Source organism: Variovorax terrae, assembly GCF_022809125.1.
Taxonomy (GTDB): Bacteria; Pseudomonadota; Gammaproteobacteria; order Burkholderiales; family Burkholderiaceae_C; genus Variovorax_A; species Variovorax_A terrae.
In genome coordinates this window covers 1,582,953-1,609,641 of record NZ_JALGBI010000001.1, presented here as the reverse complement: position 1 = coordinate 1,609,641, position 26,689 = coordinate 1,582,953, and the positions used below count along the sequence as shown (strand labels likewise).

Annotated in this window: 25 protein-coding genes and 1 other RNA gene; 7 read left to right on the top strand and 19 right to left on the bottom strand. The window is 67.9% G+C overall.

Annotated features, from left to right (window positions below; genetic code table 11):
- Nucleotides 1-8 precede the first annotated feature (8 nt).
- The 5 genes from MMF98_RS07615 to dnaX all read right to left on the bottom strand — a co-directional run bounded on the left by MMF98_RS07615 (nt 9) and on the right by dnaX (nt 4,603).
- Complete coding sequence (locus MMF98_RS07615) at nt 9-1,055, bottom strand: ABC transporter substrate-binding protein (protein WP_243305655.1); 1,047 nt, start codon at nt 1,053-1,055, stop codon at nt 9-11.
- A gap of 101 nt (nt 1,056-1,156) precedes the next feature.
- Nucleotides 1,157-1,570, bottom strand: coding sequence for an MAPEG family protein (locus MMF98_RS07610; protein WP_243305654.1), 414 nt, complete (start codon nt 1,568-1,570; stop codon nt 1,157-1,159).
- Between the two features lie 102 nt (nt 1,571-1,672).
- Nucleotides 1,673-2,263 (bottom strand): recombination mediator RecR, encoded by a 591-nt coding sequence (gene recR / locus MMF98_RS07605; RefSeq protein ID WP_243305653.1) that lies wholly within the window; start codon nt 2,261-2,263, stop codon nt 1,673-1,675.
- A gap of 125 nt (nt 2,264-2,388) precedes the next feature.
- On the bottom strand, nt 2,389-2,721 hold the full coding sequence (locus tag MMF98_RS07600) for a YbaB/EbfC family nucleoid-associated protein (RefSeq protein ID WP_243305652.1): 333 nt from the start codon (nt 2,719-2,721) through the stop codon (nt 2,389-2,391).
- A 10-nt stretch (nt 2,722-2,731) separates the two neighbouring features.
- A complete protein-coding gene (dnaX, locus tag MMF98_RS07595) occupies nt 2,732-4,603 on the bottom strand; it encodes a DNA polymerase III subunit gamma/tau (RefSeq protein WP_243305651.1) in 1,872 nt (623 codons plus the stop codon).
- Nucleotides 4,604-4,736: 133 nt separating this feature from the next.
- Between dnaX and ffs the strand changes: the two genes are divergently transcribed.
- Nucleotides 4,737-4,833, top strand: an RNA gene (gene ffs / locus MMF98_RS07590) — signal recognition particle sRNA small type.
- Between the two features lie 79 nt (nt 4,834-4,912).
- Here ffs and MMF98_RS07585 read toward each other — a convergent pair.
- The 4 genes from MMF98_RS07585 to MMF98_RS07570 all read right to left on the bottom strand — a co-directional run bounded on the left by MMF98_RS07585 (nt 4,913) and on the right by MMF98_RS07570 (nt 7,960).
- Nucleotides 4,913-5,560, bottom strand: a complete 648-nt coding sequence (locus tag MMF98_RS07585; protein ID WP_243305649.1) for a LuxR C-terminal-related transcriptional regulator — start codon at nt 5,558-5,560, stop codon at nt 4,913-4,915.
- A gap of 485 nt (nt 5,561-6,045) precedes the next feature.
- On the bottom strand, nt 6,046-6,357 hold the full coding sequence (locus tag MMF98_RS07580; protein WP_243305647.1) for a hypothetical protein: 312 nt from the start codon (nt 6,355-6,357) through the stop codon (nt 6,046-6,048).
- A 72-nt stretch (nt 6,358-6,429) separates the two neighbouring features.
- Nucleotides 6,430-7,173: a hypothetical protein gene (locus tag MMF98_RS07575; RefSeq protein ID WP_243305645.1), complete on the bottom strand. Its 744-nt coding sequence runs from the start codon at nt 7,171-7,173 to the stop codon at nt 6,430-6,432.
- 94 nt (nt 7,174-7,267) lie between these two features.
- Entirely contained in the window at nt 7,268-7,960 is a 693-nt protein-coding gene (locus MMF98_RS07570; protein ID WP_243305644.1) for a hypothetical protein, read from the bottom strand.
- Between the two features lie 430 nt (nt 7,961-8,390).
- Here MMF98_RS07570 and MMF98_RS07565 point away from each other — a divergent pair, with 430 nt between their 5' ends.
- Complete coding sequence (locus MMF98_RS07565; protein WP_243305643.1) at nt 8,391-9,377, top strand: glycerophosphodiester phosphodiesterase family protein; 987 nt, start codon at nt 8,391-8,393, stop codon at nt 9,375-9,377.
- Nucleotides 9,378-9,381: 4 nt separating this feature from the next.
- Here MMF98_RS07565 and MMF98_RS07560 read toward each other — a convergent pair whose 3' ends face one another.
- From MMF98_RS07560 to MMF98_RS07535, 6 genes are all read right to left on the bottom strand, one after another.
- Nucleotides 9,382-9,774 (bottom strand): type II toxin-antitoxin system death-on-curing family toxin, encoded by a 393-nt coding sequence (locus MMF98_RS07560; RefSeq protein WP_243305641.1) that lies wholly within the window; start codon nt 9,772-9,774, stop codon nt 9,382-9,384.
- On the bottom strand, nt 9,771-9,995 hold the full coding sequence (locus MMF98_RS07555) for an AbrB/MazE/SpoVT family DNA-binding domain-containing protein (protein ID WP_243305640.1): 225 nt from the start codon (nt 9,993-9,995) through the stop codon (nt 9,771-9,773). The genes MMF98_RS07560 and MMF98_RS07555 overlap by 4 nt, the downstream gene beginning before the upstream one ends.
- Nucleotides 9,996-10,084: 89 nt before the next feature.
- Nucleotides 10,085-10,483, bottom strand: a complete 399-nt coding sequence (locus tag MMF98_RS07550; protein WP_243305638.1) for a copper-binding protein — start codon at nt 10,481-10,483, stop codon at nt 10,085-10,087.
- Nucleotides 10,480-11,745 (bottom strand): TIGR03862 family flavoprotein, encoded by a 1,266-nt coding sequence (locus MMF98_RS07545; protein ID WP_243305637.1) that lies wholly within the window; start codon nt 11,743-11,745, stop codon nt 10,480-10,482. The genes MMF98_RS07550 and MMF98_RS07545 overlap by 4 nt, the downstream gene beginning before the upstream one ends.
- Nucleotides 11,742-14,978: a UvrD-helicase domain-containing protein gene (locus MMF98_RS07540; protein ID WP_243305636.1), complete on the bottom strand. Its 3,237-nt coding sequence runs from the start codon at nt 14,976-14,978 to the stop codon at nt 11,742-11,744. Before MMF98_RS07540 ends, MMF98_RS07545 begins: the two co-directional genes overlap by 4 nt.
- Nucleotides 14,975-17,581, bottom strand: a complete 2,607-nt coding sequence (locus tag MMF98_RS07535; RefSeq protein WP_243305634.1) for a PD-(D/E)XK nuclease family protein — start codon at nt 17,579-17,581, stop codon at nt 14,975-14,977. The genes MMF98_RS07540 and MMF98_RS07535 overlap by 4 nt, the downstream gene beginning before the upstream one ends.
- Before the next feature lie 90 nt (nt 17,582-17,671).
- Here MMF98_RS07535 and trxA point away from each other — a divergent pair, with 90 nt between their 5' ends.
- From trxA to MMF98_RS07510, 5 genes are all read left to right on the top strand, one after another.
- The gene (gene trxA, locus MMF98_RS07530) at nt 17,672-18,004 is read left to right on the top strand and encodes a thioredoxin TrxA (protein ID WP_243305632.1); all 333 of its coding nucleotides are present in this window, start codon (nt 17,672-17,674) and stop codon (nt 18,002-18,004) included.
- Between the two features lie 181 nt (nt 18,005-18,185).
- Nucleotides 18,186-19,451, top strand: a complete 1,266-nt coding sequence (gene rho, locus MMF98_RS07525) for a transcription termination factor Rho (RefSeq protein ID WP_243305630.1) — start codon at nt 18,186-18,188, stop codon at nt 19,449-19,451.
- 121 nt (nt 19,452-19,572) lie between these two features.
- Nucleotides 19,573-19,830 carry a type B 50S ribosomal protein L31 gene (locus MMF98_RS07520; RefSeq protein ID WP_243305629.1) on the top strand — a complete coding sequence of 86 codons (258 nt, stop codon included), beginning with the start codon at nt 19,573-19,575 and terminating at the stop codon, nt 19,828-19,830.
- An 88-nt stretch (nt 19,831-19,918) separates the two neighbouring features.
- Nucleotides 19,919-21,628 (top strand): hypothetical protein, encoded by a 1,710-nt coding sequence (locus tag MMF98_RS07515; RefSeq protein ID WP_243305627.1) that lies wholly within the window; start codon nt 19,919-19,921, stop codon nt 21,626-21,628.
- Nucleotides 21,625-22,971 carry an MATE family efflux transporter gene (locus MMF98_RS07510; protein ID WP_243305625.1) on the top strand — a complete coding sequence of 449 codons (1,347 nt, stop codon included), beginning with the start codon at nt 21,625-21,627 and terminating at the stop codon, nt 22,969-22,971. Before MMF98_RS07515 ends, MMF98_RS07510 begins: the two co-directional genes overlap by 4 nt.
- Here the strand turns inward: MMF98_RS07510 and phoR are convergent.
- The 4 genes from phoR to pstB form a co-directional block, all read right to left on the bottom strand.
- Nucleotides 22,916-24,304 (bottom strand): phosphate regulon sensor histidine kinase PhoR, encoded by a 1,389-nt coding sequence (gene phoR, locus MMF98_RS07505; protein ID WP_243305624.1) that lies wholly within the window; start codon nt 24,302-24,304, stop codon nt 22,916-22,918. The two genes, MMF98_RS07510 and phoR, sit on opposite strands and share 56 nt — an antisense overlap.
- A 45-nt stretch (nt 24,305-24,349) precedes the next feature.
- Entirely contained in the window at nt 24,350-25,069 is a 720-nt protein-coding gene (phoB, locus tag MMF98_RS07500; protein WP_243305622.1) for a phosphate regulon transcriptional regulator PhoB, read from the bottom strand.
- 2 nt (nt 25,070-25,071) lie between these two features.
- Nucleotides 25,072-25,779 (bottom strand): phosphate signaling complex protein PhoU, encoded by a 708-nt coding sequence (gene phoU, locus MMF98_RS07495; protein WP_243305621.1) that lies wholly within the window; start codon nt 25,777-25,779, stop codon nt 25,072-25,074.
- Between the two features lie 121 nt (nt 25,780-25,900).
- Entirely contained in the window at nt 25,901-26,680 is a 780-nt protein-coding gene (gene pstB / locus MMF98_RS07490; protein WP_243305619.1) for a phosphate ABC transporter ATP-binding protein PstB, read from the bottom strand.
- Nucleotides 26,681-26,689: the final 9 nt, after the last annotated feature.

Genomic DNA, 26,689 nt, shown 5'->3' with positions numbered 1-26,689 from the left:
GAACGCGCTCAGGCCTTGAATTTCTCTTTGGCGCGGCGGGCGAATTCGTTGGTGTAGGTCTTGGCCAGGTCGATCTTGTCGGCCTTGACCGTGTTGTCGAAGCTGGCCAGCGCCTTGAGCGCGGTCTTGGGGCCATCGTCGGGCACCAGGCCGTCCAGCGCAATCGCCTCGCGCACCTTGTTGAACGAGGCCAGGTACAGCGCGCGGTCACCCAGCAGGTAGGACTCGGGCACGGTCTTGATGATGTCGCTCGGACCGGCGGTCTGCAGCCACTTGAGGCCGTGCACGATGGCATTGGCCAGCGCCTGGCAGGTGTTGGGGTTCTTCTGGATGAACTCGGTCGAGGCGTACAGGCAGGCCGCCGGCATGGAGCCGCCGAACACGTCGAGCGTGCCCTTGAGCGTGCGCGTGTCGCTGACGATCTTCACGTCGCCCTTCTGTTCGAGCATGGTCATCACCGGGTCGGTGTTGCTCATGGCGTCGATCTGGCCCGAGCGCAGCGCGGCCAGCGCACCGGCGGCGGTGCCGACGCCGATGTAGCTCACGTCGCTGGCCTTGAGGCCGGCGCGCGACAGCACGAGGTTGGCCACCATGTTGGTGGACGAGCCAGGGGCCGACACGCCGATCTTCTTGCCCTTGAGATCGGCCAGCGTCTTGTAGTTGGGCATGGCCTTGGTGGAGATGCCCAGGGCGATCTGCGGCGCGCGGCCCTGCAGCACGAAGGCCTGGAAGAACTGGTTCTTGCTCTGCAGGTTGATGGTGTGCTCGAACGCGCCCGAGCAGACGTCGGCCGAGCCGCCCACCACGGCCTGCAACGCGCGCGCGCCGCCGGAGAAATCGCTGATCTCCACATCGAGGCCCTCGGCCTTGAAATAGCCAAGCTGTTCGGAGATGGTGAGGGGCAGGTAGTAGAACGCGGCCTTGCCGCCCACGGCGATGGCGATCTTGCTTTTTTCGAGCTTGGGCTGCGCGCGCAAGGCGGGCACGGCCACGGCTGCGGCACCGAGCGCGGCCAGCGATGCGAACGTCCTGCGATTGAAGGTTATGTTTTGCATGGAAGACTTCTCTCTTGACGGATTGCCTCGAAGCTTAGTGAGGCATGAAAAAACCCGCATCGGGAACATCCCCGTGCGGGTTTTTACGTAAGCTGCGCGGCTCAGCGATAGCCGACGAACAGGATGCCCACATTCACCGCGAAGGCCAGCGTCCAGACGAGGGTGCGCAGGCTGGGCAGGCCGGCCACGTACATCATCACGTAGACCAATCGCAACACAATGTAAACAAAGGCCAGGATGTCGAGCTGCGTCTGCGGCGCGCCGAGCTGATGCGCAATGACGACCGCGCCGATGAAGAACGGCAGGCTCTCGAAGCCGTTGGCCTGCGCCGCATTGGCGCGGGCGCGCCAGTCGGTCTGCCGGGCCAGCCAGCCGCGCGGGTCGCTGTTGTCGAAGCCGCCTTCGCGCCGCGGCGTCCCCACGGCGCCGTACTTGGCCAGGCCCGCGCAGACGATGGGCAGCACGGCGGCGATCAGAACGCACCAGTAGGCGATGGTGAAGTGGGTGGAGGTCATGGCAGGCATCATGTTGAAGGTTTCGTGCCGGAGGTCCGCACGCTGTGGACGCCGGCAGCTATCAAAACTGTAGCAGAATTTTCTGCCGCCCCGCGCGTGGCCTTAGCGCCGATCGACCAGCGCATGCGCGATGGTGCCGAGGTCCACGTACTCCAGCTCGCTGCCCACGGGCACGCCGCGCGCCAGCCGCGTGACCTGCAGGCCGCGGCTTCTCAGCGCCTCGCCGATCACGTGCGCGGTGGCCTCGCCTTCGGCCGTGAAGTTGGTGGCCAGGATCACTTCCTGGACCACGCCGTCGGTCGCGCGGTCGAACAGCTTCTGCAGGCCGATGTCCTTGGGGCCGATGCCGTCCAGCGGGCTGAGCTTGCCCATCAGCACGAAGTAGCGGCCCTTGTAGGCGGCAGTGCGCTCCACCGCCGACTGGTCGGCCGGCGTCTCCACCACGCACAGCTTGGCCGCATCGCGCTGCGGGTCCAGGCAGGTAACGCAGACCTCGGCCTCGGTGAAGGTGTGGCACAGCGCGCAGTGCCGCACGCTGTCGGTGGCCTGCCGCAGCGCCTGCGACAGGTGCAGCGCGCCCTCGCGGTCGTGCTGCAGCAGGTGGAACGCCATGCGCGAGGCCGACTTCACCCCCACGCCAGGCAGGCGCCGCAGCGCCTGGATCAGCGCGTCGAGGGAATTGGCGTTAGACATGGCGGATCAAGCCCATCACGGCCACAGGCTTTCGTGCGGACACCGCGGAACCGGCTTTGCCGGGCCGCGGGTGTCGCCCCCTGCAAGGGGGGAGGCGCAGCGAAGCGCAGCCTGGGGGTGTGCCACTAGAACGGGAATTTCATGCCGCCAGGCAGGCCGGGCATGCCCGCGGTGAGCTTGCCCATCTTCTCCTGCGAGGTTTCCTCGGCCTTGCGCACGGCCGCGTTGAAGGCGGCGGCCACCAGGTCTTCGAGCATGTCCTTGTCGTCGGCCAGCAGGCTCGGGTCGATGGTGATGCGCTTGACGTCGTGCTTGCAGGTCATGGTGACCTTGACCAGACCGGCGCCGGATTCGCCAGTCACCTCGACGAAGGCCAGTTCTTCCTGCGCCTTCTTGAGGTTGTCCTGCATGGCCTGGGCCTGCTTCATGAGGCCGGCGAGTTGTCCTTTGTTGAACATGGAAGGTCCTTTATGGGTTCTGAATGGATTTGATGCTGCCTGGCACGATTTTCCCACCGTATTCACGCACCATCTGCTGCACGAACGGATCGTTCAGGATGATTTCCTCGGCGGCGCGCTGCCGCTCGGCCTGCGCGGCGGCGTTGCGGCGCGCCGGCGAGTCGGTCACGGCGCCCACTTCGACGCCGATCTTCACATCATGGCCGGCGTTGCGCAGCGCCGCCTGCAGCCGTTCGCGGCTGACGGGCTGGTCGAGCGACGAGCGCTCGACGCGCAGCAGCCAGTGCGAGGCGCCCTCGCCCGCGTCGCGCGCCACCAGTTGCGACTGCAACGCCAGCTCGCGCACCAGCGCGGTGATGGCTTCGGCCTCCACCAGCTGCTGCACCGTGGCGTGCCAGAAGTCGCCTTCCTCGGTGGGCGTGAAGTCCGTGGCGGGCGCGGCCGGCGCGGCGCGCTCCACGCGCTGCTCGGTGCGCGCGGTGGGCTCGGGCTGCACGCGCACCGGAATTGCTACGAAATTGGTAGCACCCGATGACCGCTGCGCCTGGACCTCAGGCGGTTTTTCCTCTGAAATCACGGTGCGGGGCGCTGCGGCGGCCGGAGCCGGTGCCGCGGGCTCGGGCCGCACCTCCGCCGACACCGGCACCGGGGCCGCCACGGCCGCGGGCGGCGCTTCCTGCACCGGCGGCGGCACGCGGGGCGCGGCAGCGGGCCGGGAAACGGCGGGCTCAGCCGGCGTCAGAGTTTTTTTTTCCACGGCGGCGGCGCTACGCTGCGCATTCGCCGGCTTGAAGGCCAGCAGCCGCAGCAGCACCATGGTCAGCGCCGCATAGTCGTCGGGGGCCAGGCCCAGCTCGGCGCGGCCGTGCAGGCACAGGCTGTAGAGCAGCTGGGTTTCGTCGGCCGGCATCGCCTGAGCCAGGCGCGCGGTCTCGGCCGCCTCGGGGTCGGCGTCGTCGGCGCCCATGCCGGGCACGGCCTGCAGTACGGCCATGCGCTGCAGCACCGAACTCATTTCCTCCAGCGTGGAGGCCGCGCTCAGGCCGTTCAGGCGCAGGGCCTCGGAGGTCTCCACCACCGTCTTGCCGTCACCTTGCGCCAGCGCGTCGATCAGGCGGAACACGTAGGAGCGGTCCACGCTGCCCAGCATCTGACGCACCGCGGCCTCTTCGAGCGTGCCGCTGCCGAAGGCGATGGCCTGGTCGGTCAGCGACAGCGCGTCGCGCATCGAGCCGCGCGCAGCACGCGCCAGCAGGCGCAGGGCCTGCGTGTCCGCGGCCACGCCCTCGGCCTGCAGCACACCCACCAAGTGCTCGAGCACGGTCTCGGGCGCCATCGGCCGCAAGTTGAACTGCAGGCAGCGCGACAGCACCGTCACCGGCACCTTCTGCGGATCGGTGGTGGCCAGCACGAACTTGAGGTACTCGGGCGGCTCTTCCAACGTCTTGAGCATCGCGTTGAACGCGGTGTTGGTCAGCATGTGCACTTCATCGATCATGAAGACCTTGAAGCGGCCCTGCACCGGCTTGTAGACCGCCTGCTCGAGCAGGCTCTGCACCTCGTCCACGCCGCGGTTGGAGGCGGCGTCGAGCTCGGTGTAGTCGACGAAGCGGCCGCTGTCGATGTCGGTGCAGGCCTGGCACACGCCGCAGGGCGTGGCCGTGATGCCGCCATTGCCGTCCGGGCCCTGGCAGTTCAGCGACTTGGCCAGGATGCGCGAGACCGTGGTCTTGCCCACGCCGCGGGTGCCGGTGAACAGGTAGGCGTGGTGCAGCCGCTGCGTGTTGAGCGCATTCGTGAGCGCCTGCACCACGTGCTCCTGGCCCACCATCTGCGAGAAGGTCTTGGGACGGTACTTGCGGGCGAGCACGAGATAGGACATGCGGGGATTCTAAGGGCCGCCTCCCGGGTGCCGGGGCCGCCGTCCGATATACACGGAACTTCGAACACAGGAATTGCACCCGCAAAACCTTGCAGACCCGAAGCCTTGGGTCTGCTCGCCTACAATAGCGGCTGACGGGCCTCCCCGCATGGTGAAGCGGCCAAACGGGTCAGGTGGGGAACCAAGCAGCCCTAACTGTGGAGTCAGTGCCGGGGGTAAGGCTCGTCAACCTCCCTTCTTCTTTTTCCTCCCGATGCTCCGGGTTGGCGCAGCCCTGCACGCCGCCGTCGTGCAACGGCGGACGGGAAGTCAGTGCAGGTTCTGGCGCGCCACGAAATTCACGGCCTGGGCGCGTGTGTGGACGTTGAGCTTGCGGAAGATGCTCTTGATGTGCGCGCTGACCGTCTCGTTGCTGATCGACAGCGTCGATGCGATGTCCTGGTTGACCTGGCCTGCCGCGACCAGCTTCAGCACCTGGCGCTCGCGCGCCGAGAGAACGTCCTCGATCGGATCATACGCGGGCGCCGCCTTCGGCAGGTCTTCCGACAAACGCTTCAGCAGGACTCGGCGCGCCAGATCGGGCGAGATCGCGGCGCCGCCATTGACGACCTGCAGCACGGACTGCGCCATGTCGCGGAACCAGGAGTTCTTGACGAGGTAGCCCGAAGCCCCCGACTCGAAGGCCTGGAGAATCTGGCTTTCGTCGTCCAGCGCGGAAAGCACGATGACCTCGATCGTGCCGCGATGCTTCTTCGCGGCCTTGATGAGCTCCAGCCCATAGCCATCGCCCAGCCGCACATCCAGGATGAGCACATCGAAGTCGGCTTGCGTGACGAGCCGCCGGCCCGTGGCGAGGCTGTCGGCCTCACCCACCACGCGGATGCGGTGGTCGGCCAGCAGTTCCTGGATGATCGTGCGCCGCATGCAGGGATCGGCATCGACCAGGATGACCCGCACGGGAAAATCCTTCTGCCCCGTGAGGAACTCCGGCCAGGGCCCCATGTGCGGGCTGGACCGCGCGGAAGATTCAGCAGCGTCCGCCTGGCGTTCCCCTGTCACAAGCACTCTGTCCAGCGATGAATTCGGATTGGTGATCACGTCTTCTTCCTCGCGAACATTGATCCGGACGAGGCCTCTCGATGAAGGAAATTTCATAATAGTTGATCCCCATCGTTTGAGAGAAACGTGCACGCTCCGTTTGCATTGATCTCGTGACATTCTGCTCAGCTCCCTCTGTTTTGAGGTAAAGGCATGGATGAGCCCACGATTCACAGACAGCACCAAGCACGGCGCATGCGCACGACGCACAGAGCACGGCGCGCGCATCGGCCCGATGGCGCGGGCCGGCAATGAAGCGATGCAGGGAGTGGTGAGTCAGACAGAAGTCAGCCTCCCCGCAACGCAGGGAGGCTGACGCGACATGCAGGCGCGAAGATGGTGGCCTATTTCCGCACGGGCCGGAAGAACAGGTACTCGCCGCGGCCCATCTCCGGGGTGATGTAGTAGCCCTCGCAGAACTCATCCGTGCAGCGGACTTCCACCACGCGGGGCCAGATGGTGGCCGCGGTCGGGTACCCGGGCATGTACTGGGGCACATGCCAGACATCGAGGTCGCCGACGGGGGAGGCATTCTCAAAGCCTTCGGCATTCTGCAGCCCGCTGCCCAGCGGGACACGCTCGATCTGCAAGTCCGCGGCCGCCACCGAACCGGCAAAACAACCGAGGAGTGTGAGGGTGTAGAAAATTTTCATCATGGACGGCTCCTGACGCTTGCGGGCGCTTTGTGGAAGTGGCAATGCCTTCCGGGCAAGCATCGCTTCACCCACCTAAAAATTCTGACCGTAGTCGACGCCGCCGCTGGAGACGACTGCAGCATCGCTGGTTTTGGCCTCAGGCGCGGGCATCGCTGCCGGTACTGCTGCTGGCGTCGGGGTTGCTTCAGGGGCTGGAGCCGGCGCCGGTGCTGGAGCCGGCGCTGGTGCGATCGCCTTCTGCGGTACCGGGCTCGCTGCGGCGGTGGCCACGGGGCCGAATGCCGCTGCCCGTTCTTCCGCCGTCATCGACTGCGGGCACTTGGTTCCCGTCATCTCCAGCGCCGCCTTGGCCGCCGGGTCCATGCAGTCCATGGCCAGCGAAGCCGCCTTCATGCCCTTGTTCCAGAGCTCGCGGCTCATTTTCAGGCGCTTGCACTGCTCGTCGGTCCAGGTGGTGCCGAAGCTCAGGCCGATGCCGGGCCCGTTGGCACTGCCGCTGCTGCTGCCCATGCAGGTGTCGTTGCTGGTGATCAGGTTGGGGCCGTTGACCGAGGGCACGTTCTTGACCGTGTAGCTACCCTGGTATTGCACGATGCCGGTGGATGTCCCGCTGTTGATGATGTTTTCGGTGCCGTTGGTGAACGAATTGGTCGTGACATTGCCCGGGCTCGAAAACGTGATCGACTGTGCATTTCCCTGAGCCGACGTGACCGCTGAACTGTTCGAACTGTTGTTGGCACCACTCTGCTGTTGCGTCTGCTGCGCCAAGGCAGCGAAGGAGGCGCCGAGCAACACCGTAAAGACTATATTTTTCATTTTGGCGTCCTTTCACACTGATGGAGAGCCCCCCGGGGCTCTCTCACTGAATGGAGAGAGCCCCCCGGGGGCCCTCCCCATGGAACCGCCATCGCTAGTTCGTGGCGGCGCTGGAGCCGGCGCCCGCAATGCCGCCGGTGCCCCCGCCGTTGCTGAACGAGCCGGCATTGCCGAAGTGCACGTTGGTCACGCCCGTCGAGCCGCCCATGGAGCCGGCCGAGGAGCTCGTGCCCGTCCCGGTGATGGGGCCGTTCAGCGCGCCAGCGCCGGCGCTGTAGTCTGCCGTGGTGCCCGAGGTACGGGTCACGAGCGCGAAGCCGCCGCCGGGGCCGGCCCCCGTGGCCGCCACGTTGTTGGTACCGGAAGCTGCGCCGCCAGACGCCGACCCGTTCACCGGATGGGAGTTGTCGACATCGAAGCCAGCAGAAGCACCCGACGTGGCACCCGCCTGGGCCTGGGCCGCGCCGCCCGCGGCGCCATTGCCGCTGGTGGCAGCCAAGCTCGTGACGGAGCCGACAGTGGAGGCGGAACCTCCTACCGTGGCGAGTCCGCCGCTGCCGACACTGTTGCCGCCGCTGATGGCGTGGGCATTGGCGGTGGCATTGGCCCCTGACGTGGCCGCGTTGTAGCTGAGAGCACTCCCGGTTCCGGAGCTGGCGGCGCCGGAGACGGTGGAGGATGAGGCGTTGGTCGTCGTCGCGGTAGCGGCGATGGCCGAGCTGCCCACGGTTGCAGATGCGATACTGGCAACGAGAGCAACAGCCATGGCGATTACTGTCTTCTTCATGTCATTTCCTTCAATGAAAAATCTCGGAGCCGCCGAGCGCGGGTTGGAGTCGTGGCATCTTGTGGATTCACCCCGGATCCATTTGACAGAGCGAACTTCTTGAACATTGCTCTTCACGAATTCCTCTCTGTCCGGGCCCAGTTTCAAAGTGCCCGCACATGCAACCAATCCCTGTGGGCCGGTACCCGATTTGGGGGAGGCGGCCACGGCGGCTTTCATGCGCCGGCTGCGCCAGAAAACACCCCGGCCCGCCTGATTCAAGAGCGGATCGAGGCCTGAAGAAACCGTGCCGGGACGAAGAAATGGCTGATGCCCCGATGATTTATCCGGGTTAGTTTCCAGGCGTAACTTGAGCAAGACAATTCACACGGTTTTACGGTTCTGCCAAGTCCGTCACACTCTGTCATCCCGGCTTTTTTGACACCCCCACATGCAACGGCTCCTGCGCATCCTGCTGACGGCTCTGGCCGTGTTCGCCATCGCGGTCTTCGCACTCAACACCTCGCTCTTCACCGAGCGCGCTCCCGGCGAACCCGTGCTGCTGGCGCACCGCGGCGTGGCGCAGCGCCATGACGGCAGCCCCGTGGGCCGCGACGACTGCACGGCCACGCGCATCGTGCCGCCCACGCACGATTTCCTGGAGAACACCCTGCCCTCCATGCACGCCTCGGTGGCCGCCGGCGCGGACGTGATCGAGCTCGACGTGCACCCCACGAGCGACGGCACCTTCGTCGTGTTCCACGACTGGACGCTGGACTGCCGCACCAATGGCCACGGCGTGACGCGCGAGCAGCCGCTGAGCTACCTGAAAGCGCTGGACGTGGGCTACGGCTACACCGCCGATGGCGGGCGCAGCTTCCCGCTGCGCGGCAAGGGCGTGGGCCTCATGCCGACGCTGGACGAAGTGCTGGCGGAATTCCCCTCGCAGCGTCTGCTGATCAACGTGAAGAGCCGCGACCCGCAGGAAGGCGTGAAGCTGGCCGGCGTGTTGAATGCGCTGCCGGCGCAGCGGCGCGCGCAGCTCATGGCCTACGGTGACGCTGCGCCCATCGACGCCTTGCGGCGCCTGGCGCCCGATGTGCGCGTGTTCTCCCGCGAGTCGCTCGAAGCCTGCCTGAAACGCTACATCGCCACGGGCTGGTTCGGCCTGATGCCCGAGGCCTGCCGCCATACGGTGGTGCTGGTGCCGATCAATGTGGCGCCCTGGCTGTGGGGCTGGCCGGACCGTTTCATGAACCGTTTCAAGGACGTCCGCAGCGAGGTGTTCGTGCTCGGCCCCTACCACGGCGGCGGCTTCTCCACCGGCCTTGACAGCGCCGAGGATCTTGCACGACTGCCCGAGGGCTTCAGCGGCGGCGTCTGGACCAACGAGATCGAGCTGGTGGGCAAGACGCTCAAGCCACGCGGGCGGCATTGAGGGTCTATTTTTGGCTTTTGCTGATATGCGAGCGCAGCCAATCGGCAAACTGTTCTTCGCTGATGTCGCCCGCAGCCACGGCAAGCATGGTCAGCACGCAATCTGCGTCCGCAGCTTCCAGCAAGTAGCCATTCAGCCGCAGAAATAATTCAGCTGCCACGAAGCCCGTGCGCTTGTTGCCGTCGATAAATGCGTGATTGCGCGAAATGCCGTAACCGTAGGCCGCGGCCAGAGAGGCTGCATCAGGATTGCCGTAGGCCTGCAAATGGCGCGGCCTGGCGAGCGCGGATTCAAAAAGCCCTTCGTCCCGCACGCCTGCACCGCCGCCATGCTCGGCCAACTGCGCCTCATGCACGGCCACCAAAACGGCTCGGTCCAGCCAGATCCAGCGGGTCATTTGGCGAGTTCACGCAGAACGGCGCGGCGCTCTTTCATGAGGTCACGCGCGATGCGCATCTGCTCCTCAAACTCCGGATTGTGGGTGGTCAGGCGCATGCCGTCCGGCGAGTCCGTGAGATAGACCTCCTCACCCTTTTCAAGGCCCAGCTTGATCAGAACTTCCTTGGGCAGGATCACGCCGAGTGAGTTGCCGATTTGGGTAAGTTTGAGCGTATGCATGGTCAAATTAACGTTATAATGACTGTTATACTAACTCTTCAGCCCAGATATTTCAAGCCTCTCCGTCACGCCGCCCGCCCTGAAACCGCTCACTCCACCCCAAGCGGACAAGGCTGGAAGCGCACGCAGGGCGCCACCTTGCGCAGCCGCGTCAGCACGTTCTCGCCCCCTTCGGCGCGGGCCGTGAACTCCACCTCGTCGCCGACGCGAATGCCTGCGAGCAGAGCCGCGTCGCGCACCTGGAAGGTCAGTGTGGAAAAAGGCATCTTGGCGCGCGGCCGGATCTTCAGCCGCAGCAGTCCCGAATCCGGCCCCGAGGCCGCAGGCAGAGCCCGCACCTGTGCCCGGGTGTAGACCACCTGGGAGGTTGGCGCAGGGGCCGGTGGCTCACTCGCCGTCGCCAGCAGCGGCAACAAGGCGGCCACGGCCAGCAGGGCCAGCCGGCGCCCCCGTTCACCCATACATGCAACGATCAGGGCGCTCTTCATGACGGCTGCCTCCCGATGCGGCGATCCTGGCCCGCAGCGTCGCGCCAGCGCAGCACGCCCTCGGCGGCGCGGCGGCCGCTGGCCATGCAGGCCGTCAGCAGGTAGCCGCCGGTCGGCGCCTCCCAGTCCAGCATCTCGCCCGCGCAGAACACGCCGGGCAACTGCTTCAGCATCAGGCCCTCGTCCAACGCCTCGAAGGGCACGCCGCCAGCACTGCTGATGGCTTCGTCGATGGGACGCACAGCCGCCAGGGTGATGGGCAGGGCCTTGATGGCCGCGGCCAGCTTTGCCGCATCGGCCAGCACGTCCTTGCCGCACAGCTCATGCAGCAGCGCCATCTTGATGCCATCAAGCCCGAGCCGGCTCTTCAGGTGGCTGGACAGCGAGCGCGAGCCGCGCGGGTGCGCCACCTCGGCCAGCACGCGCTCGGGCGTGCGGTCGGGCAGCAGGTCGAGCGTGAAACTGGCGCTGCCGCTGCGCATGATCTCGTCGCGCAGCAGGGCCGAGGCCGCGTAGACCAGGCTGCCCTCCACGCCGCTGGCGGTGGCGACGAATTCGCCCTTGCGATGAAACGGCTCGCCCTGCGCAGGCGCCACGTGGATCGCCACCGATTTGAAGGGCTGGCCGGCAAAGCGGCTGGCGAAATGCTCGCTCCAGCCGCCACGCACGTCGAAGCCGCAGTTGGCGGGCTGCAACGGCGCCAGCGCCACGCCGCGCGCCTGCAACAGCGGCGCCCAGGCGCCGTCAGAACCCAACCGCGCCCAGCTGGCGCCGCCGAGCGCCAGCACCACGGCGTCAGCCCGCACGGCCCGCGCGCCCTGGGGCGTGTCGAAGCGCAGTGCGCCGTCGGCATCCCAGCCGGTCCAGCGGTGACGCATGTGGAACTGCACGCCGGCCGCGCGCAGCCGGTGCAGCCAGGCGCGCAGCAGCGGCGCGGCCTTCATGTCGACAGGGAACACGCGGCCCGAGCTGCCGACGAAGGTGTCCACGCCCAGGCCCTGCGCCCAGGCGCGCAGCTGCGTGGGGCCGAAGGCCTGCAGCAGCGGCTCGATCTGCGCGCGCCGTGCGCCGTAGCGCGCGGCGAAGGCCTCGAAAGGCTCGCCGTGCGTGAGGTTCAGCCCGCCCTTGCCGGCCAGCAGGAACTTGCGCCCCACCGAAGGCATGGCGTCATGCACCTGCACGGCCACGCCGGCGGCGGCCAGCACTTCGGCCGCCATCAGCCCGGCGGGGCCGCCGCCGATCACGATCACTTGTTGATTCATTCCACTTCCAGTAATTCGCCCTGCCCGGTCAGGAAGGCGGCCCGCACCACCTCGCCGGGATGAACCGCCTGCAGCGCTTCGCGGTAGCCGCGCAGCTGCGCCATCAGCTCGGGCTGGCGCTGCGGCTGCGCGGCGGATTTGTAGTCCAGCAGCCACCAGGCCTGTGTGTCGCGCCGGCGCACCAGCCGGTCCAGCCGCAGCAGGCTGCCCTGCCACAGCAGTTCCACCTCGTTGCCCTGCCAGTCGATCAAGTCCGGGTTCCAGGCCCAGGCGCCAGCGCCCTGCAGGATACGCTGCGCCATGGCCGCGGCCTGCTGCGCCTGCGCGGCGGACAGCTCGAACTCGCGCGCCACCGATTGCAATTGCGCCGGCGTCAAGCCGGCCGCGCCAGGCTGTGCCCACTCCAGCAGCCGGTGCATGGCCTGGCCGATGCGCGAGACCAGCGAGTCCGGCCCCGGCTCCACTTCATTTTTGATAGCAGAAGACGCCCGCTGGACGCGGACATCCGGCAGAACCAGCATTGAAAACTCGGGTGCAACGCCTTCCACTGCCGCCGCGGCTGCCGGCGCTGGCACATCGGCCATCTCCAGCAGTTGCGCCTGCGGCGCGAGGCGCTGCCACCAGCTCCCCTCGGCCGCGCGATACGGCTGCACCGACGAGGCCGCGAGTTGCCCGCGTGCCCGCGTCATGGCCACGTACAAGGCATTGAGTTCCTCGCGCCGGCGCTCGGCCTGCTCGGCCTGCAGCAGCGGCACGGCGCAGGGCGGCGGGTTCGACTCGCTGGCCAGGAACACGAAGCGCCTCGGCTCGGCGGCCTCGCCCGGCCAGTCCACCAGCACGCCCATGGTTTCGGCGCGCGGCGGCGCGGCGTCGGTGTCCAGCAGCAGCACCAGCGGCGCCTCCAGCCCCTTGGCGCCGTGGATGGTGAGCAAGCGCACGGCGTCGGCGTCAGCGCTGGCCGGCGCCCGGGTGCCGCCGGCCTTGAGCGCGCGCACCAGCGCATAGGGCGTGGCGTAACGCGCACCGTCGATCTGCAGCGAAGCCGCCAGCAGCGCGCGCAGCCGGGCCAGCACGGTGCCGCGCAGCGCGGCGGGCGCGGCGGCGGCAAAGCGCGCGAGCACGTCGCCGTCGTCGTAGATGGCGGCCAGCGCGTCATGCGGCGGCAAGGTGTCGATCCAGCCCTTCCATCGCCTCAGAATGGCCGGAAGTCCAGGCAGCACGGGCGCTGGCAGCTCCTGTTTCTGTAGCAGATCAAACCACGATCCGTCGCCGCGGCGCTGCAGCAGGGCCAGTTGCACCAGGTCGTCGTCGCTGGCGCCGAACAGCGGCGAGCGCAGCGCGCGGGCCAGCGAGAGGTCGTGCGCGGGCGAGACCAGCACGTCCAGCAGCGCCATCAGGTCCTGTACCTCGGGTGCGTCGGCCAGGTCGTTCTTCTCGGGCTGCTGGGTCGGGATATGCAGGGCGCGCAGTTCCTCCTGCATCGCGGCCAGCCGGTCGCGCTTGCGCGCCAGCACCATGATGTCCTTCGGGTTCAGGCCGCCTTGCAGTTGCTGCGCGAGCCACTGCGCGGCTTGGCGGCATTCGAGCGTGCGCAGCGTTTCCTCGGGCAGCTCGCGCGGCGTGCTCAGGCTGTCGCGCCAGTGCAGCGGGTCGCTTGCGGCCTCGCCGCCTTGCGCGGCCTCGCGCGCGATGGGCGGCAGGCACAGCACCGCGCCGGCCTCGCGCGACTCGGTGGTGTGGGCGCGAAAGCCCGGGTATTCGCCCGCGGCCTGCGCCGCGCCCATGACGGCATTGACGGTGGCGATCACCGCGCGTGCATTGCGGCGCGTGTGGTCGCAGCTCAGCAGGTCGCCGCCCAGGCCGTCCACCACGAAGGCCTGCGCAGCGCGGAACACCTGCGGCTCGGCGCGGCGAAAGCGGTAGATGCTCTGCTTGGGGTCGCCCACGATGAACACGCTGGGCGCCTGGCCCGCGCCCGCGTAGCCGCTGAGCCAGGCGTACAGCGCCTGCCACTGCAGCGGGTTGGTGTCCTGGAACTCGTCGATCAGCAGGTGGCGGATGCGCGCGTCCAGCTTCTCCTGCACCCAGCCCGCGAGCACCGGGTCGCTGAGCATCACCAGCGCGGCGCGCTCCACGTCGTTCATGTCGACCCAGCCGCGCTCGCGCTTGAGCGCGGCGAACTCGTCGATCAGCCGCCGCGCCAGGCGTGCCATGCGCTGCTGGTACTGCCAGGCCGCGTGCTGGCGCTCGGCCGCGGTGATGCGCAGCGCGAGGTCTTGCGCCACGCGCACCTGCTCGATGCCCGCCAGCTTGTCGCTGAACTTGCGCGGCTCGCCCTTCTGCGTGAGCAGGGCCGCCAGCGCCCCCGCCATGTCGCCGGCCGTCAGGGCCTGCTCCAGCTCCACGCCCTTGGCCGAGAACGTGGGCGCGCTGGCGCGGCCCAGGGCCACGGCCGCCTCGCGCAGTTTCTGGCGGTGGTCGCGGTTGCTGCTGAGCAACTCACCCGGTGTATCCAGCCCCGCGAATTCGGTGAATTGCTCGCCGAAGGCCTTGACCGAGGCATCGACCACGCCCTGGGCGTCGGCCAGCGTGAATTCCACGCGCTTGGCCAGCGCGGCCTCCAGCGCCTTGTGCGCCTGGAAGCGGCCATGCGCGGCCACCACGGCCTCGAAGTCGGCACGCGCGGCGGCGTCGGCCGCCACGGCCGCGTGAAAGCGGCGCCAGACCTGGCGCACAGCCTCGGCGTCGTCTTCCAGCAGCTCGTAGCTCGCCGGCAGGCCCAGCGCCTGCAGCACCGCCAGCGGCGCGGTGCGCAGCAGCGCCGCGAACCAGCTGTGGAAGGTGCGGATTTGCACCGGCCGGCCGGCCGCAAGCACCGTCTGGTATAGATTTTGTAGCGCGAGGCGCCCTTCCCGTGCGGCCTGCGGGCCGACTCCCCTTGAAATCAGCTCCTGTTCGAGCTGCTCGGGCGCGGCCTGCGCGAACTCGGCCAGCCACTCCTGCAGCCGCTGGCGCATCTCGCCCGCGGCCTTCTTGGTGAAGGTGATGGCCAGGATCTCGTGGGGCTGCGCGCCCTCCAGCAGGGCCCGCACGATGCGCGAGACCAGCATCCAGGTCTTGCCCGCGCCGGCGCAGGCTTCCACCGCCACGCTGCGCGCGGGGTCGCAGGCGATGGCGTAGAACTGCTCGCAGCCGACCGGGCGGCCGTTGTGTTCGTAGGCGGCAGCGTTCATGACCAGAAATCCTTGCGGCACAGGCCGCGCGCCGCACAGAACTCGCACGCCATCCCCTCGCCGAGCGCCGGCAAGACCGCGCCCTCGGCAAGGCGCCCCATGTCGTGCAGGATGCCTTCGACCAGCGCGTCGCGCGCCGCCACCACGTCCTCCTGCTCGAAGGTCTGCGTGCCGTCCTCGCCCACGTTCACATAGGCCGCGCGCACCGTGTCGTGCGGCAGCAGCGCGGCGTAGAAGGCCAGCTGCGTGTCCTCGGTGGGCGTCTTGATGCGCTCGCGCGTTGCGGCGGACGACTCGGTCTTGTAGTCGATCACCAGCGCCGGCCCGCCCTCGGTCTGGTCAACGCGGTCGAGCCGGCCGACCAGGGTCAGCGCTCCCAGCGGCGTCTCCTGCCAGCTCTCGGCCTGCTCGAAGCGCGCACCGCCGGCCTCGTGTCGGGCCAGCCAGTCCAGGTAGCCCTCGCGCACCTGCGGCCAGGCCGCGGCAAACGGCAGGAACTCGCCGTCGTCCAGGTGCATGGCGCGGGTCGTGGCCTCGGCGGCCTGCTCCAGCAGCGCCAGGCGCGCGGGGGCCTCGGGCGTGGGCGCCGCCTGCAGCGCTTCGTGGAACACCTTGAGCACGGCGTGCAGCCAGTTGCCGAAGTCGCGCTTGTCAACCTCGCTCTCCAGTTCCTCGGCCTCCTGCAAGCCGAGCTGGCGCAAGGCAAAGAAACGGTACGGGCAGCGCCGCAGGTCTTCGTAGGCGCTGGCCGACAGCTTGAGCACCGGCAGGGCCTGCCCCCGCGGCAGCGGCCGGGGCGTGGGCTGCGGCGCCAGCTCGCGCCAGGCGCGCGGGTCGGGCGCCGCCTGCGCCAGCCCTTCGAGTTGCAGGGCCTGCACGCGCGGGCTGGGCAGCAGCGGCTCGCCGCCCTCGTCGCTCTGGCGCCAGAGCACGTCGCAATGCGGCGTCTGCAGCGCATGGCGCCAGGCGGCGCGCTCGGCGGCCTCCAGTGCCTCGCGCGAGGGCAGGCCCAGCGCCAGGCGCTGCGCCGCCGTCCAGGGGCCGGGCGGCTCGGGCGAGGCCGGCAGCCGCACCTCGTCGCAGCCCGGCAGCACCAGCGCCGCGAAGGGCCGGCCCAGCAACTGGCTGAACGGCAGGATCACCACCTGTTCCTGGCGCGGGTGCTCCGGCACGAAGCTGGCGGCTTCCAGCGCGCCGTTGACCCAGGCCGTGAACTCCACCAGGCTGATGCGGCGCGCGGCCCAGCCGCCCGCGCCGCCGGCCGCCAGGCCCGACTGCGCCAGCCGCTGGGCGAATTCCGCCTGCCGGGCTTCGTCCAGGCGTAACGCCGCCAGCAGCTTGCCGCCGGCCGCATCGGCCACCAGCGCCTGCCACTGGCCACCGGCGGCCAGCAGCTCGCGCAAGCCCGCCAGCCACTGCGGCAGCGGCCGCGCCTGGCGCATGCCGTCGCGCACCGCCTGGGCCTGCTCGGCCAGTTGGGCGGCCGGCTCAAGCGCTATGGAATCCGTAGCATGCAGTGGGCGCCACTCGCGGACTCCGGCCTTTCTCAGCCATTTTTCCAGGGCCTGGACCGCACCCGCGTCGAAGGCCGGGGCGTTTTTCAGCCAGTCCAGCACGCTGTCGCTGGAGGCCTGCCAGGCGCAGGCCCGCAGCGCACCCATCACCTGCGCTGCGGCGCGGGTGGTGGAGAGTTTCCAGCCGTTCTCGTCGCGCACCGCCACGCCCTGCGCGTCCAGCATGGCGCGGATGCGGCGCGTGAGCGCGCGGTCGATGGCCGCCAGCGCGACCGGCGCGCGGCCGGCCTCGAGATGCCGCAGCACGCAGGCCGCGGCGCGGGCTGCTTCGTCCTCGGCGTCGCGCGCCGCGTGCAGCCGCACCTGGCCGGCCGGCGCGGGCCGGTCCAGCGGCAGGAACACGGCCTTCTCGCCGAGCTGGGTTTGCAGTGCCTGGGCCAGCGGGTCGGACTGGAAGCCGTCCAGCACCACCAGCGCGTCGAGCGTGTCGGCCTGCGCGGCGCTGAACAGCGCATCCGAGGCGTGGCCGGAGGCCACGGCCCACTCGACGGCCAGACGCGCCACGGCAGACTCCAGCGCCATCACGGGCGCTTCGAGCCCGGTGGCCACCAGCGCGCGCGCACGTGCTGCCCAGGCCGGCCGCTCGGATGGCGGAACCGCTGCCACCAGCCGTGCCAGCTGCTGCGCCGCCTCCATGAGCCGGGCTGCCAGCACCTCGCGCTGGGCGCCCAGGCCGGCCTGCTCGACCAGCGCCCGCGCGGTCAGGATGTCATGCGCGGCGTCGAAGCTGATGTCGTCGGCCGCCGGCACGAAGCCCCCCAGGCCGCGCGCCCAGTTCATGCTGCTCTCGAAGCGCGGCACGAACGCGGCCGCGGGGCCGTCCTGCCGGGCGGCCCATTGCGTCCAGAGCTGGCGCGCCAGCGGCATGAGCTGGGCATAGGGCACCAGCACCACGCTGCGCGCCGGATGCGCGCCGCGCCGCGCCAACTCGGCCGCGATGCGAGAAATCAGGCCCTGCGCGGGGTCGAGCCAGGTCTGGACTGCGGGGTGGCCGAGAGGGAGTTCATGGGTTTTTGCTATCTCATTCATAGCAACCCTGCGCCCGACGATAGGGGTTGGTTTCTGTCACAATGCCGCAACTTTAGCTGTTACCTGCCAAGCCCATCCAAAGGAAACATCATGGCCAGCGACCTGATCAAACACATCTCCGACGCCAGCTTCGAAACCGACGTTCTGAAATCCGACAAGCCGGTGCTGGTGGACTACTGGGCCGAGTGGTGCGGCCCCTGCAAGATGATCGCACCGATCCTCGATGAAGTGTCCAGCACCTACCAGGACAAGCTGCAGATCGCCAAGATGAACGTGGACGAGAACCGCGACATCCCCGCCAAGTTCGGCATCCGCGGCATCCCCACGCTGATGTTGTTCAAGGATGGCCAGCTTGCCGCCACCAAGGTCGGCGCCATGAGCAAGGCCCAGCTCACCGCCTTCATCGACCAGCAACTGGCCTGATGCCTCCCCGCGGCTGAAGCCAGCTCCTGCTTCAGCCGCTCCCGTTTTCCTGTCATAATCCCTCCCAGTTCACCGATTCGCTACCGCGGTCCGGTTCGAGTTCCCGGTGGGTGAAGCACATCTCGCTTCGCACCCAACCTCCCCCCGATTTTTCATCGAACTCCCTTCAAGGGGTCATCCCATGCACTTAAACGAACTCAAGGCACTGCACGTGTCTGAAGTCTTCAAGCAGGCCGAAGAGCTTGAAATCGAGAATACCGGCCGCATGCGCAAGCAGGAGCTGATGTTCGCCATCATCAAGAAGCGCGCCCGCGCCGGCGAACAGGTCTTTGCCGATGGCGTGCTGGAGATCCTGCCCGACGGTTTCGGCTTCCTGCGCAGCCCCGACACCAGCTACACCGCGAGCACCGACGACATCTACATCTCGCCCAGCCAGGTGCGCCGGTTCAACCTGCACACCGGCGACATGATCGAGGGCGAGGTGCGCACGCCCAAGGACGGCGAACGCTACTTTGCCCTGACCAAGCTCGACATGGTCAACGGCGGCCCGCCCGAGCAGAACAAGCACAAGGTGATGTTCGAGAACCTGACGCCGCTGTTCCCCAAGGAACAGATGAAACTCGAGCGCGACAACTTCAAGGGCGAAGAGAACATCACCTCGCGCGTGATCGACATCATCGCCCCGATCGGCAAGGGCCAGCGCGCCCTGCTGGTGGCGCCGCCCAAGAGCGGCAAGACGGTGATGATGCAGCACATCGCCCACGCCATCGCGGCCAACTACCCCGATAGCTACATGATGGTGCTGCTGGTCGACGAGCGGCCCGAAGAAGTGACCGAAATGCAGCGCTCGGTGAAGGCCGAGGTGATCGCCTCCACCTTCGACGAACCCGCCGCGCGCCACGTGCATGTGGCCGAGATGGTGATCGAGCGCGCCAAGCGCCTGGTCGAACTCAAGAAGGACGTGGTGATCCTGCTGGACTCCATCACCCGCCTGGCCCGCGCCTACAACAACGTCGTGCCCTCCTCGGGCAAGGTGCTGACCGGCGGCGTCGATTCCAATGCGCTGCAGCGCCCCAAGCGCTTCCTGGGCGCGGCGCGCAACGTGGAAGAAGGCGGCTCGCTGACCATCATCGCCACCGCGCTGGTCGACACCGGCAGCCGCATGGACGAAGTGATCTTTGAAGAATTCAAGGGCACCGGCAACAGCGAAATCCACCTGGACCGCCGCCTGTACGAAAAGCGCGTGTTCCCCTCGATCCAGCTCAACCGCAGCGGCACCCGCCGCGAGGAACTGCTGCTGGCCCCCGAGATCCTGCAGAAGACCCGCATCCTGCGCCAGTTCATGTACAACATGGACGAGATCGAGTCCATGGAAATGGTGCTCAAGAGCATGAAGGCCACCAAGACCAATGTCGAGTTCTTCGACATGATGCGTCGCGGCGGGTGAGCCCTCCCTGCGCGCGTTCACGGCCGGTAAGTCCTTGATTTCTATGTATAATTGAGGGCTTTTTCGCGGAAAGTACGCCGGATGGTCTGGCGCGGCTCCCGCAAGTGACCCAAGGAAGATCATGAAAGAAGGCATTCACCCCAACTACCGCGAAGTGCTCTTCGTGGACCTGTCCAACGGTTTCAAGTTCGTGACCCGCTCCTGCGTGAACACGAAGGAAATGGGCAAGACCGAAGACGGCCGCGAGCTGCCGCTGTTCAAGCTGGACACCTCCAGCGAATCGCACCCGTTCTACACCGGCACGCAGAAGTCGGTCGACAACATGGGCGGCCGGGTCGAGAAGTTCCGCAATCGCTTCGGCAAGACGGCTGCCAAGTAAGCCGCGCGTCGTCCCCCCAAAGGGCAGCCCGGGCAACCGTGCTGCCCTTTTGTTTTGCGTCTAAACTCCATCGGTTTTTCATCACCGCGTGAACCAGCCCACTCCTGCCATCGTTGCGCAAAGCGCCGTGCGCCGCCTGCCGCGCATGGCCCTGCTGCTGTTCTGCCTGGCCTATGTGCTGCCCGGCTTCATCGGCCGCGAGCCCTGGAAGGGCGCCGACATGACGGCCTTCGGCTACATGGCCGAGCTGGCCTCGGGCACCGGCCACTGGCTCAAGCCCCAGTTGCTGGGCCTGTCGTCCGATGCCGATGCGCTGCTGCCCTACTGGCTGGGTGCCTGGGCCCTGCAGATCGCCCCGGCCTGGGTGCCTGCGGACGTCGCCACGCGCATCCCGTTCGGCCTGCTGCTGGCACTCACGCTGGTGGCCACCTGGTACGGCGTCTACTACCTGGCCCGCAGCCCGCAGGCCCAGCCCGTGGCGTTTGCCTTCGGCGGCGAGGCCAGTCCCATCGACTACGCGCGGGCCATGGCCGATGGCGGCCTGCTGGCGCTGATCGCCTGCCTGGGCCTGGCGCAGCTGTCGCACGAAACCACGCCGGCGCTGGCCCAGATCTGCTTCACCGCCCTGACCTTCTATGCCGTGGCAGCCACCGCGTCGCGCAACGTGGGGCCCGCCATCGGCCTCGTGCTGGGGCTCACCGGGCTGGTGCTCAGCGGAGCGCCCACCATGGCCACGCTGTTCGGTGCGGGCAGTGCGCTGGTCTGCCTGCTGGACCGTTCCCGGGACGACGCCGCAGCGGCGACGGACTCGCAGTGGCGCAATCTCCTGTGGGCAGCCGCCATCGCTGGCGTCACCGCGCTCGCTGCCGCCCTGGCCTGGCAGCTCGACCTGTGGCGCTGGCGCATCGAGTTGCCCGAGGACGGCTGGCACGAGTGGCGCGGCTACGCCCGGCTGCTGGTCTGGTTCACCTGGCCGGCCTGGCCGCTGGCCCTGTGGACGCTGTGGCGCTGGCGGCGCCAGCTGTTGAGCCGCCATGTGGCGCTGCCCCTGTGGTTTGTCCTCGTGGCCGTGGGCACCACGCTGGTCACGCAGTCCTCGGACCGCTCGCTGCTGCTGGCCTTGCCGGCCCTGGCGACGCTGGCCGCCTTCGCGCTGCCCACGCTCAGGCGCAGCGTCGCCGCGCTGATCGACTGGTTCACGCTGCTGTTCTTCACGGGCTGCGCCATCATCATCTGGGTGGTCTGGATCGCCATGCAGACCGGTTATCCCAAACAGCCGGCGGCCAACGTGGCTCGGCTGGCACCAGGTTTCGAGCCCAGCTTTTCCCTGGTGGCGTTCCTCGCGGCGCTGGCCGCCACGCTGGCCTGGGCCTGGCTGGTCCAATGGCGCGTGGGCCGCCATCGCGCCGCCATCTGGAAAAGCCTGGTGCTGCCGGCCAGCGGCGCCGCGCTGAGCTGGCTGCTGCTCATGACGCTGTGGCTGCCGCTGCTCGACTTCGCGCGCAGCTATGCGCCGCTGGTGCACCGCGTGGCCGTGCTCGTCGACCCGTCCGAGTGCGTGGAGGTCTATGGCCTGAGCCGCGGCCAGATCGCCGCCTTCCAGTACCACGGCCAGCTCACGCTCAAGCCCGCCGCCATGCGTGCGCAATGCCCCTGGCTGCTGGTGGACGCCGACACCCTCCCAACGCTGCAGAAGTCGGTGGACACTCGCCAGTGGCAGCTGCAGAGCACGGTGCGCCGGCCTTCGGACAACAACGAAGACGTGCTGCTGTACAGGCGGGCCCGCAAAAACAAGTGACCGAGCTGAGAACCATCACCCGCCATGCCGCGACCGTGCTGGTGGGCCAGCTCGCCGTGATGGCTTTCGGGGTGACCGACACCATCGTGGCCGGGCGCTACTCGGACGCCGCCCTGGCCGCGCTCTCGGTCGGCTCGGCCATCTTCATCAGCGTCTTCGTGGCCTTGATGGGCATCATGCAGGCACTGTTGCCGGTGTGGGCCGAGCTGCACGGCGCGCGCCGCTTTGCGGAAGTCGGCCGCTCGGTGCGGCAGTCGCTGTACCTGTGCGCCCTGACGATCGCGGTGGGCCTGGCCGCGCTGCTGTTCCCGGGCGCGTTGCTGCGCTGGACCGAGGTGCCCGCCAGCCTGCAGGGCGAGGTGGAGCGCTATCTGGCGGTGCTGGCCCTGGCGCTGCCGCCGGCCCTGCTGTTTCGCATGTACAGCACGCTCAACCAGTCCCTCAGCAAGCCTCTGCTGGTGACTTGGCTGCAGATCGGCTCGCTGCTCGTCAAGGTGCCGCTGTCCATCTGGTTCGCCTTCGGCGGCCTGGGACTGGAGCCGCAAGGCGCGGTCGGCTGCGCCTGGGCCACGCTGGTGGTGAACTACGCCATGCTGGGCCTGGCCCTGTGGATGCTGCGCACGCAGGAGCTGTACACCCCCTACCGCATCTGGCAGCGGCTGGAGCGGCCTGACTGGCCGAAGATCGCCGAGTTCGCCCGCCTGGGGATCCCGGGCGGCCTCGCCATCATGGTCGAGGTCACCTCCTTCACCCTGATGGCGCTGTTCATCGCACGGCTTGGCACCGTGGCTTCGGCCAGCCACCAGATCGCCTCCAACATGGCGGCCGTGCTCTACATGATGCCGCTGTCGACCGCCATCGCCACCAGCGCGCGTGTGAGCTACTGGCTGGGCGCCGGCGACCCGGGCCGTGCCCGGGCCGTGATTCGCACGGGTTTCAAGCTCGTGGTCCTGATGGCTGCGTGCTCGGCCGCTCTTCTTTTGATAGCACGCGACGAATTGGCTGCGGTCTATGCCAGCAACCCCACCATCATCGCCCTGGCCAGCGCCCTGCTCGCCTGGGTCGCGATCTACCACCTGGCGGACGCGGTGCAGGCCCTGTGCGTGTTCGTGCTGCGCTGTTACCGGGTGACGGTGGCCCCATTGCTCGTGTACTGCGTGCTGCTGTGGGGCCTGGGGCTGGCGGGCGGCTATCTGTTCGCCTACCAGGGCCTGGCTGGCGTGCCGCCGATGGCCACACCCACGGCCTTCTGGGCCACCAGTGCCGTGGCGCTGGCGCTGACCGCGCTTATTTTTGTAGCGATTCTGTGGCGGGCCGCGAAGCGGCGGCGCCCGATGAACTGAGACCTCGCAGTGCCGCTGCGGGCCGCAGCCGGCTGGCCGGGAACTGGATGCAGAACGTCGAGCCGGCGCCGGGCGTGCTCTCGATCCGCAGTTCGGCACCATGGCGCTGCACCACATGCTTGACGATGGCCAGGCCCAGTCCGGTGCCGCCGGTCTCGCGCGAACGGCTGCGGTCCACCCGGTAGAACCGCTCGGTCAGGCGCGAGAGGTGCTCCGGCGCAATGCCGGGGCCGGAATCCTTCACCGAGAATTCGGCCCGCCCGTCCGGCAGGGATTGCCACTTCACCTCGATGCTGCCCCCCGGCGGCGTGTAGCGGATGGCGTTGCTGACGAGGTTGGACATGGCGCTCAGCAGCTCGGTCTGCGAACCGGTGATGTCGCTGTCGGGCGCCGCCCCGAAATGCAGGCGATGCGGCTTGGCCCCCGCCGGCATCAGCACCCCCGACAGGGCGCGCCCTTCCTGCTCGCACTGGGTCATGAGCACATGCACCGGCGTCCATTCGCTCATGCCGGGCAGCGGGCTGCCTTCGAGCCGCGACAGCGTGAGCAGGTCATTGACCAGCGTCTGCATGCGGCTCGACTGCTGCGCCATGAGGCCGAGGTAGCGCGCCCGGTCCTGCGGATCCAGCGGCAGCGTCTGCAGCGTTTCCACGAAACCGGTCAGCACCGTCAGCGGCGTGCGGATCTCGTGCGACACATTGGCCACGAAGTCGCGCCGCATGGTCTCGGCCTGTTCCAGCGCCGTGATGTCGCGCGACAGCAGCAGCTTGCGGCCCTCGCCATAGGGGTGCAGGTGCACCGAAATCTTGACCGGACGCGCCGCCGTGCTGTCGCGTCCCTGCATGACGGCATCGTGCGTGAAATCGTTGCCGGCGTAGTAGGCGGCGAACACCGGGTCGCGCACCAGGTTGCCGATGAGTTGCAGCATGTCGCGCTGGGCATCGATGCCGAGCTGGTCGGCGGCCGTCTGGTTGCACCATTCGATGCGGCCCTGTGCGTCGAGCAGCACCACGCCGTTGGGCGAAGCCTGGATCGCCGCCAGGAATTCCTGCAGCCGCAGCTGGCTCTCCTGGGTTTGCTGCTCGCGTGCGCGCAGGGCGCGCCGCGTGCGGTCGGCAATCTCGCCCCACAGGCCGTTCATGGCCGGGGCGCCCGTCGCGTCGCCGCGCCGCAACCATTGCAGGATGCGCAGGCCGCGCCACAGGTCCATCGCGAACCAGACCAGGCCCGAGACGGCGACCCCGATCAGCGCGCCCTGGTCATGGCCCAGCCACCAGCCGGCCAGGCCGCCTGCGAGCTGAAACAGGACAAAACTGGAAAAACGCCAGAACATGCAGCAATTGTGGCGTCTGCCGGGCAGCCAGCGGGAGCGGCCCGCTCAGGCCTGCACCGCCACCGGGGTCGTGGCCTGGGACTGCGCAGTCAGGCGGTAGCCTGCGCCGCGCACCGTTTCGATCATGGCGCCGGCGCTGCCCAGGGCTTCGCGCAGGCGCTTGACGTGCACGTCGACCGTGCGCTCCTCGATGAACACATGGTCGCCCCAGACCTTGTCCAGCAGCTGCGAGCGGCTGTGCACGCGCTCGGAATGCTTCATCAGGTAATGCAGCAGCTTGAATTCGGTCGGCCCGATCTTGAGCGCCTGCCCCTGCCAGGACACGCGATGGGTGGCGGCATCGAGCATCAGCTCGCCGATGGTCACGCTGTCGCTGACCTGCTCCGGCGCACGGCGGCGCAGCACGGCGCGGATGCGGGCCAGCATTTCCTGGGTGGAAAAGGGCTTGGTGATGTAGTCGTCCGCGCCGGCATCGAGCCCGGCCACCTTGTCCGGCTCGTCGCCGCGCGCCGTCAGCATCAGGATGGGAATCGCCTTGGTGCGCGGATCGGCGCGCCACTTGCGCGCCAGCACGAGGCCGCTCTGGCCCGGCAGCATCCAGTCGAGCAGGATCACGTCGGGCAGCACGGCATCAAGCTCGCGCTGGGCCGATACGCCGTCTTCGGACCAGGTCGGCTGAAAGCCGTTGTGGCGCAGGTTGACGGCAATCAGCTCGGCAATGGCGGGCTCGTCTTCGACAATCAGGACGCGTGGCTGGTTCTTCATCGTTACTTGGATTGAAGGGCTGACTCGATCTGCTCCATCGAGGTGTGGCGCACATCGGCGCCCTTCACGATGTAAATGATGAATTCTGCAATGTTCTTGGCATGGTCGCCGATCCGTTCGATGGCTTTGGCCAGGAACAGCAGGTCGAGGCTGGCGGAAATGGTGCGCGGGTCTTCCATCATGTAGGTGATGAGCTTGCGCACGAAGCCGTCGAACTCCTGGTCGATCAGGTCATCTTCCTTGAGGATGGACACCGCCACCGCCGTGTCCAGCCGCGCAAACGCGTCCAGCGCCTTGCGCAGCAGGCCGGAGGCCAGGTCGGCCGCCACCCGCAGCTCGGTCGACGGCAGCGCCCGGGCTGCACCGCTCTCGATGATGGACTTGACCATGCGCGCGATCTTCTCGGCTTCGTCGCCCACGCGCTCAAGGTTGGCCGTGGTCTTGGAGATGGCGATCAGCAGGCGCAGATCGCGCGCCGTGGGCTGGCGCCGCGCAATGATGGAGGACAGCTCGCGGTCGATCTCGACTTCCATCGCGTTGACGCGCGTCTCGGTCTCGATCACCTGGTCGGCCGCCTCGGCGCTGAACTGCGACAGGGCATAGATGGCCTGGCGGATCTGGGATTCGACCAGGCCGCCCAGTTCCATGACGCGCGAAGACACGCCATTGAGCTCGCTGTCGAACTGGGTGGAGAGATGTTTGTCGGGCATAAATGCTCCTAACTCGATTTTCAACGAAATACCTTTCCGGGAGACACCACGGAGCCGGCTTTGCCGGGCCGCTGGTGCTGCCCCTTCAAGGGGGAGGCGGCCACAGGCCGCTTCGAAGGTGTCATCCAAATCTGCCCGTGATGTAGTCTTCGGTCTCTTTGCGCTGCGGCTTGAAGAACATCTGCTCGGTCGCGCCGAATTCGACCAGATCGCCCAGGTACATGTAGGCGGTGTAGTCGCTGCAGCGCGCGGCCTGCTGCATGTTGTGCGTCACGATCACCACGGTGTACTCGTTCTTGAGTTCGGCGATCAGCTCCTCAATCTTGGCGGTGGAGATCGGGTCCAGCGCTGAGCAGGGCTCGTCGAGCAGCAGCACTTCGGGCTTGATCGCGATGCCGCGCGCGATGCACAGGCGCTGCTGCTGGCCACCCGAGAGGCCGGAGCCGCTCTGGTTGAGCTTGTCCTTCACCTCGGTCCACAGCGCCGCCTTGCGCAGCGCCCATTCGACGCGCTCGTCCATGTCGGTGGCACTGAGGCTTTCGAACAGTTTCACACCAAAGGCGATGTTGTCATAGATCGACATCGGGAACGGCGTCGGCTTCTGGAACACCATGCCGACTTTGGCGCGAATCAGCGCCACGTCCTGCCGCGAGGTCAGCAGGTTTTCGCCGTCCAGCTCGATGACGCCTTCGGCGCGCTGCTCCGGGTACAGCTCGTACATGCGGTTGAAGGTGCGCAGCAGCGTGGACTTGCCGCAGCCCGAGGGGCCGATGAAGGCCGTGACCTTCTTCTCCGGAATCTCCAGGTTGATGGCCTTCAGCGCATGGAACTTGCCGTAGTAGAAGTTCAGGTTCCTGACCGAGATCTTCGACGGATTGCCGCGGGAGGTGATGGTTTCCATCGTCACACT

Coding starts and splice junctions, on each gene's coding strand:
- MMF98_RS07615 (WP_243305655.1), bottom strand. CDS start 1,055: ATGCAAAACATAACCTTCAATCGCAGGACGTTCGCATCGCTGGCCGCG.
- MMF98_RS07610 (WP_243305654.1), bottom strand. CDS start 1,570: ATGACCTCCACCCACTTCACCATCGCCTACTGGTGCGTTCTGATCGCC.
- recR (WP_243305653.1), bottom strand. CDS start 2,263: ATGTCTAACGCCAATTCCCTCGACGCGCTGATCCAGGCGCTGCGGCGC.
- MMF98_RS07600 (WP_243305652.1), bottom strand. CDS start 2,721: ATGTTCAACAAAGGACAACTCGCCGGCCTCATGAAGCAGGCCCAGGCC.
- dnaX (WP_243305651.1), bottom strand. CDS start 4,603: ATGTCCTATCTCGTGCTCGCCCGCAAGTACCGTCCCAAGACCTTCTCG.
- MMF98_RS07580 (WP_243305647.1), bottom strand. CDS start 6,357: ATGATGAAAATTTTCTACACCCTCACACTCCTCGGTTGTTTTGCCGGT.
- MMF98_RS07575 (WP_243305645.1), bottom strand. CDS start 7,173: ATGAAAAATATAGTCTTTACGGTGTTGCTCGGCGCCTCCTTCGCTGCC.
- MMF98_RS07570 (WP_243305644.1), bottom strand. CDS start 7,960: ATGAAGAAGACAGTAATCGCCATGGCTGTTGCTCTCGTTGCCAGTATC.
- MMF98_RS07565 (WP_243305643.1), top strand. CDS start 8,391: ATGCAACGGCTCCTGCGCATCCTGCTGACGGCTCTGGCCGTGTTCGCC.
- MMF98_RS07560 (WP_243305641.1), bottom strand. CDS start 9,774: ATGACCCGCTGGATCTGGCTGGACCGAGCCGTTTTGGTGGCCGTGCAT.
- MMF98_RS07555 (WP_243305640.1), bottom strand. CDS start 9,995: ATGCATACGCTCAAACTTACCCAAATCGGCAACTCACTCGGCGTGATC.
- MMF98_RS07550 (WP_243305638.1), bottom strand. CDS start 10,483: ATGAAGAGCGCCCTGATCGTTGCATGTATGGGTGAACGGGGGCGCCGG.
- MMF98_RS07545 (WP_243305637.1), bottom strand. CDS start 11,745: ATGAATCAACAAGTGATCGTGATCGGCGGCGGCCCCGCCGGGCTGATG.
- MMF98_RS07540 (WP_243305636.1), bottom strand. CDS start 14,978: ATGAACGCTGCCGCCTACGAACACAACGGCCGCCCGGTCGGCTGCGAG.
- MMF98_RS07535 (WP_243305634.1), bottom strand. CDS start 17,581: ATGAATGAGATAGCAAAAACCCATGAACTCCCTCTCGGCCACCCCGCA.
- trxA (WP_243305632.1), top strand. CDS start 17,672: ATGGCCAGCGACCTGATCAAACACATCTCCGACGCCAGCTTCGAAACC.
- rho (WP_243305630.1), top strand. CDS start 18,186: ATGCACTTAAACGAACTCAAGGCACTGCACGTGTCTGAAGTCTTCAAG.
- MMF98_RS07520 (WP_243305629.1), top strand. CDS start 19,573: ATGAAAGAAGGCATTCACCCCAACTACCGCGAAGTGCTCTTCGTGGAC.
- phoR (WP_243305624.1), bottom strand. CDS start 24,304: ATGTTCTGGCGTTTTTCCAGTTTTGTCCTGTTTCAGCTCGCAGGCGGC.
- phoB (WP_243305622.1), bottom strand. CDS start 25,069: ATGAAGAACCAGCCACGCGTCCTGATTGTCGAAGACGAGCCCGCCATT.
- phoU (WP_243305621.1), bottom strand. CDS start 25,779: ATGCCCGACAAACATCTCTCCACCCAGTTCGACAGCGAGCTCAATGGC.
- pstB (WP_243305619.1), bottom strand. CDS start 26,680: ATGGAAACCATCACCTCCCGCGGCAATCCGTCGAAGATCTCGGTCAGG.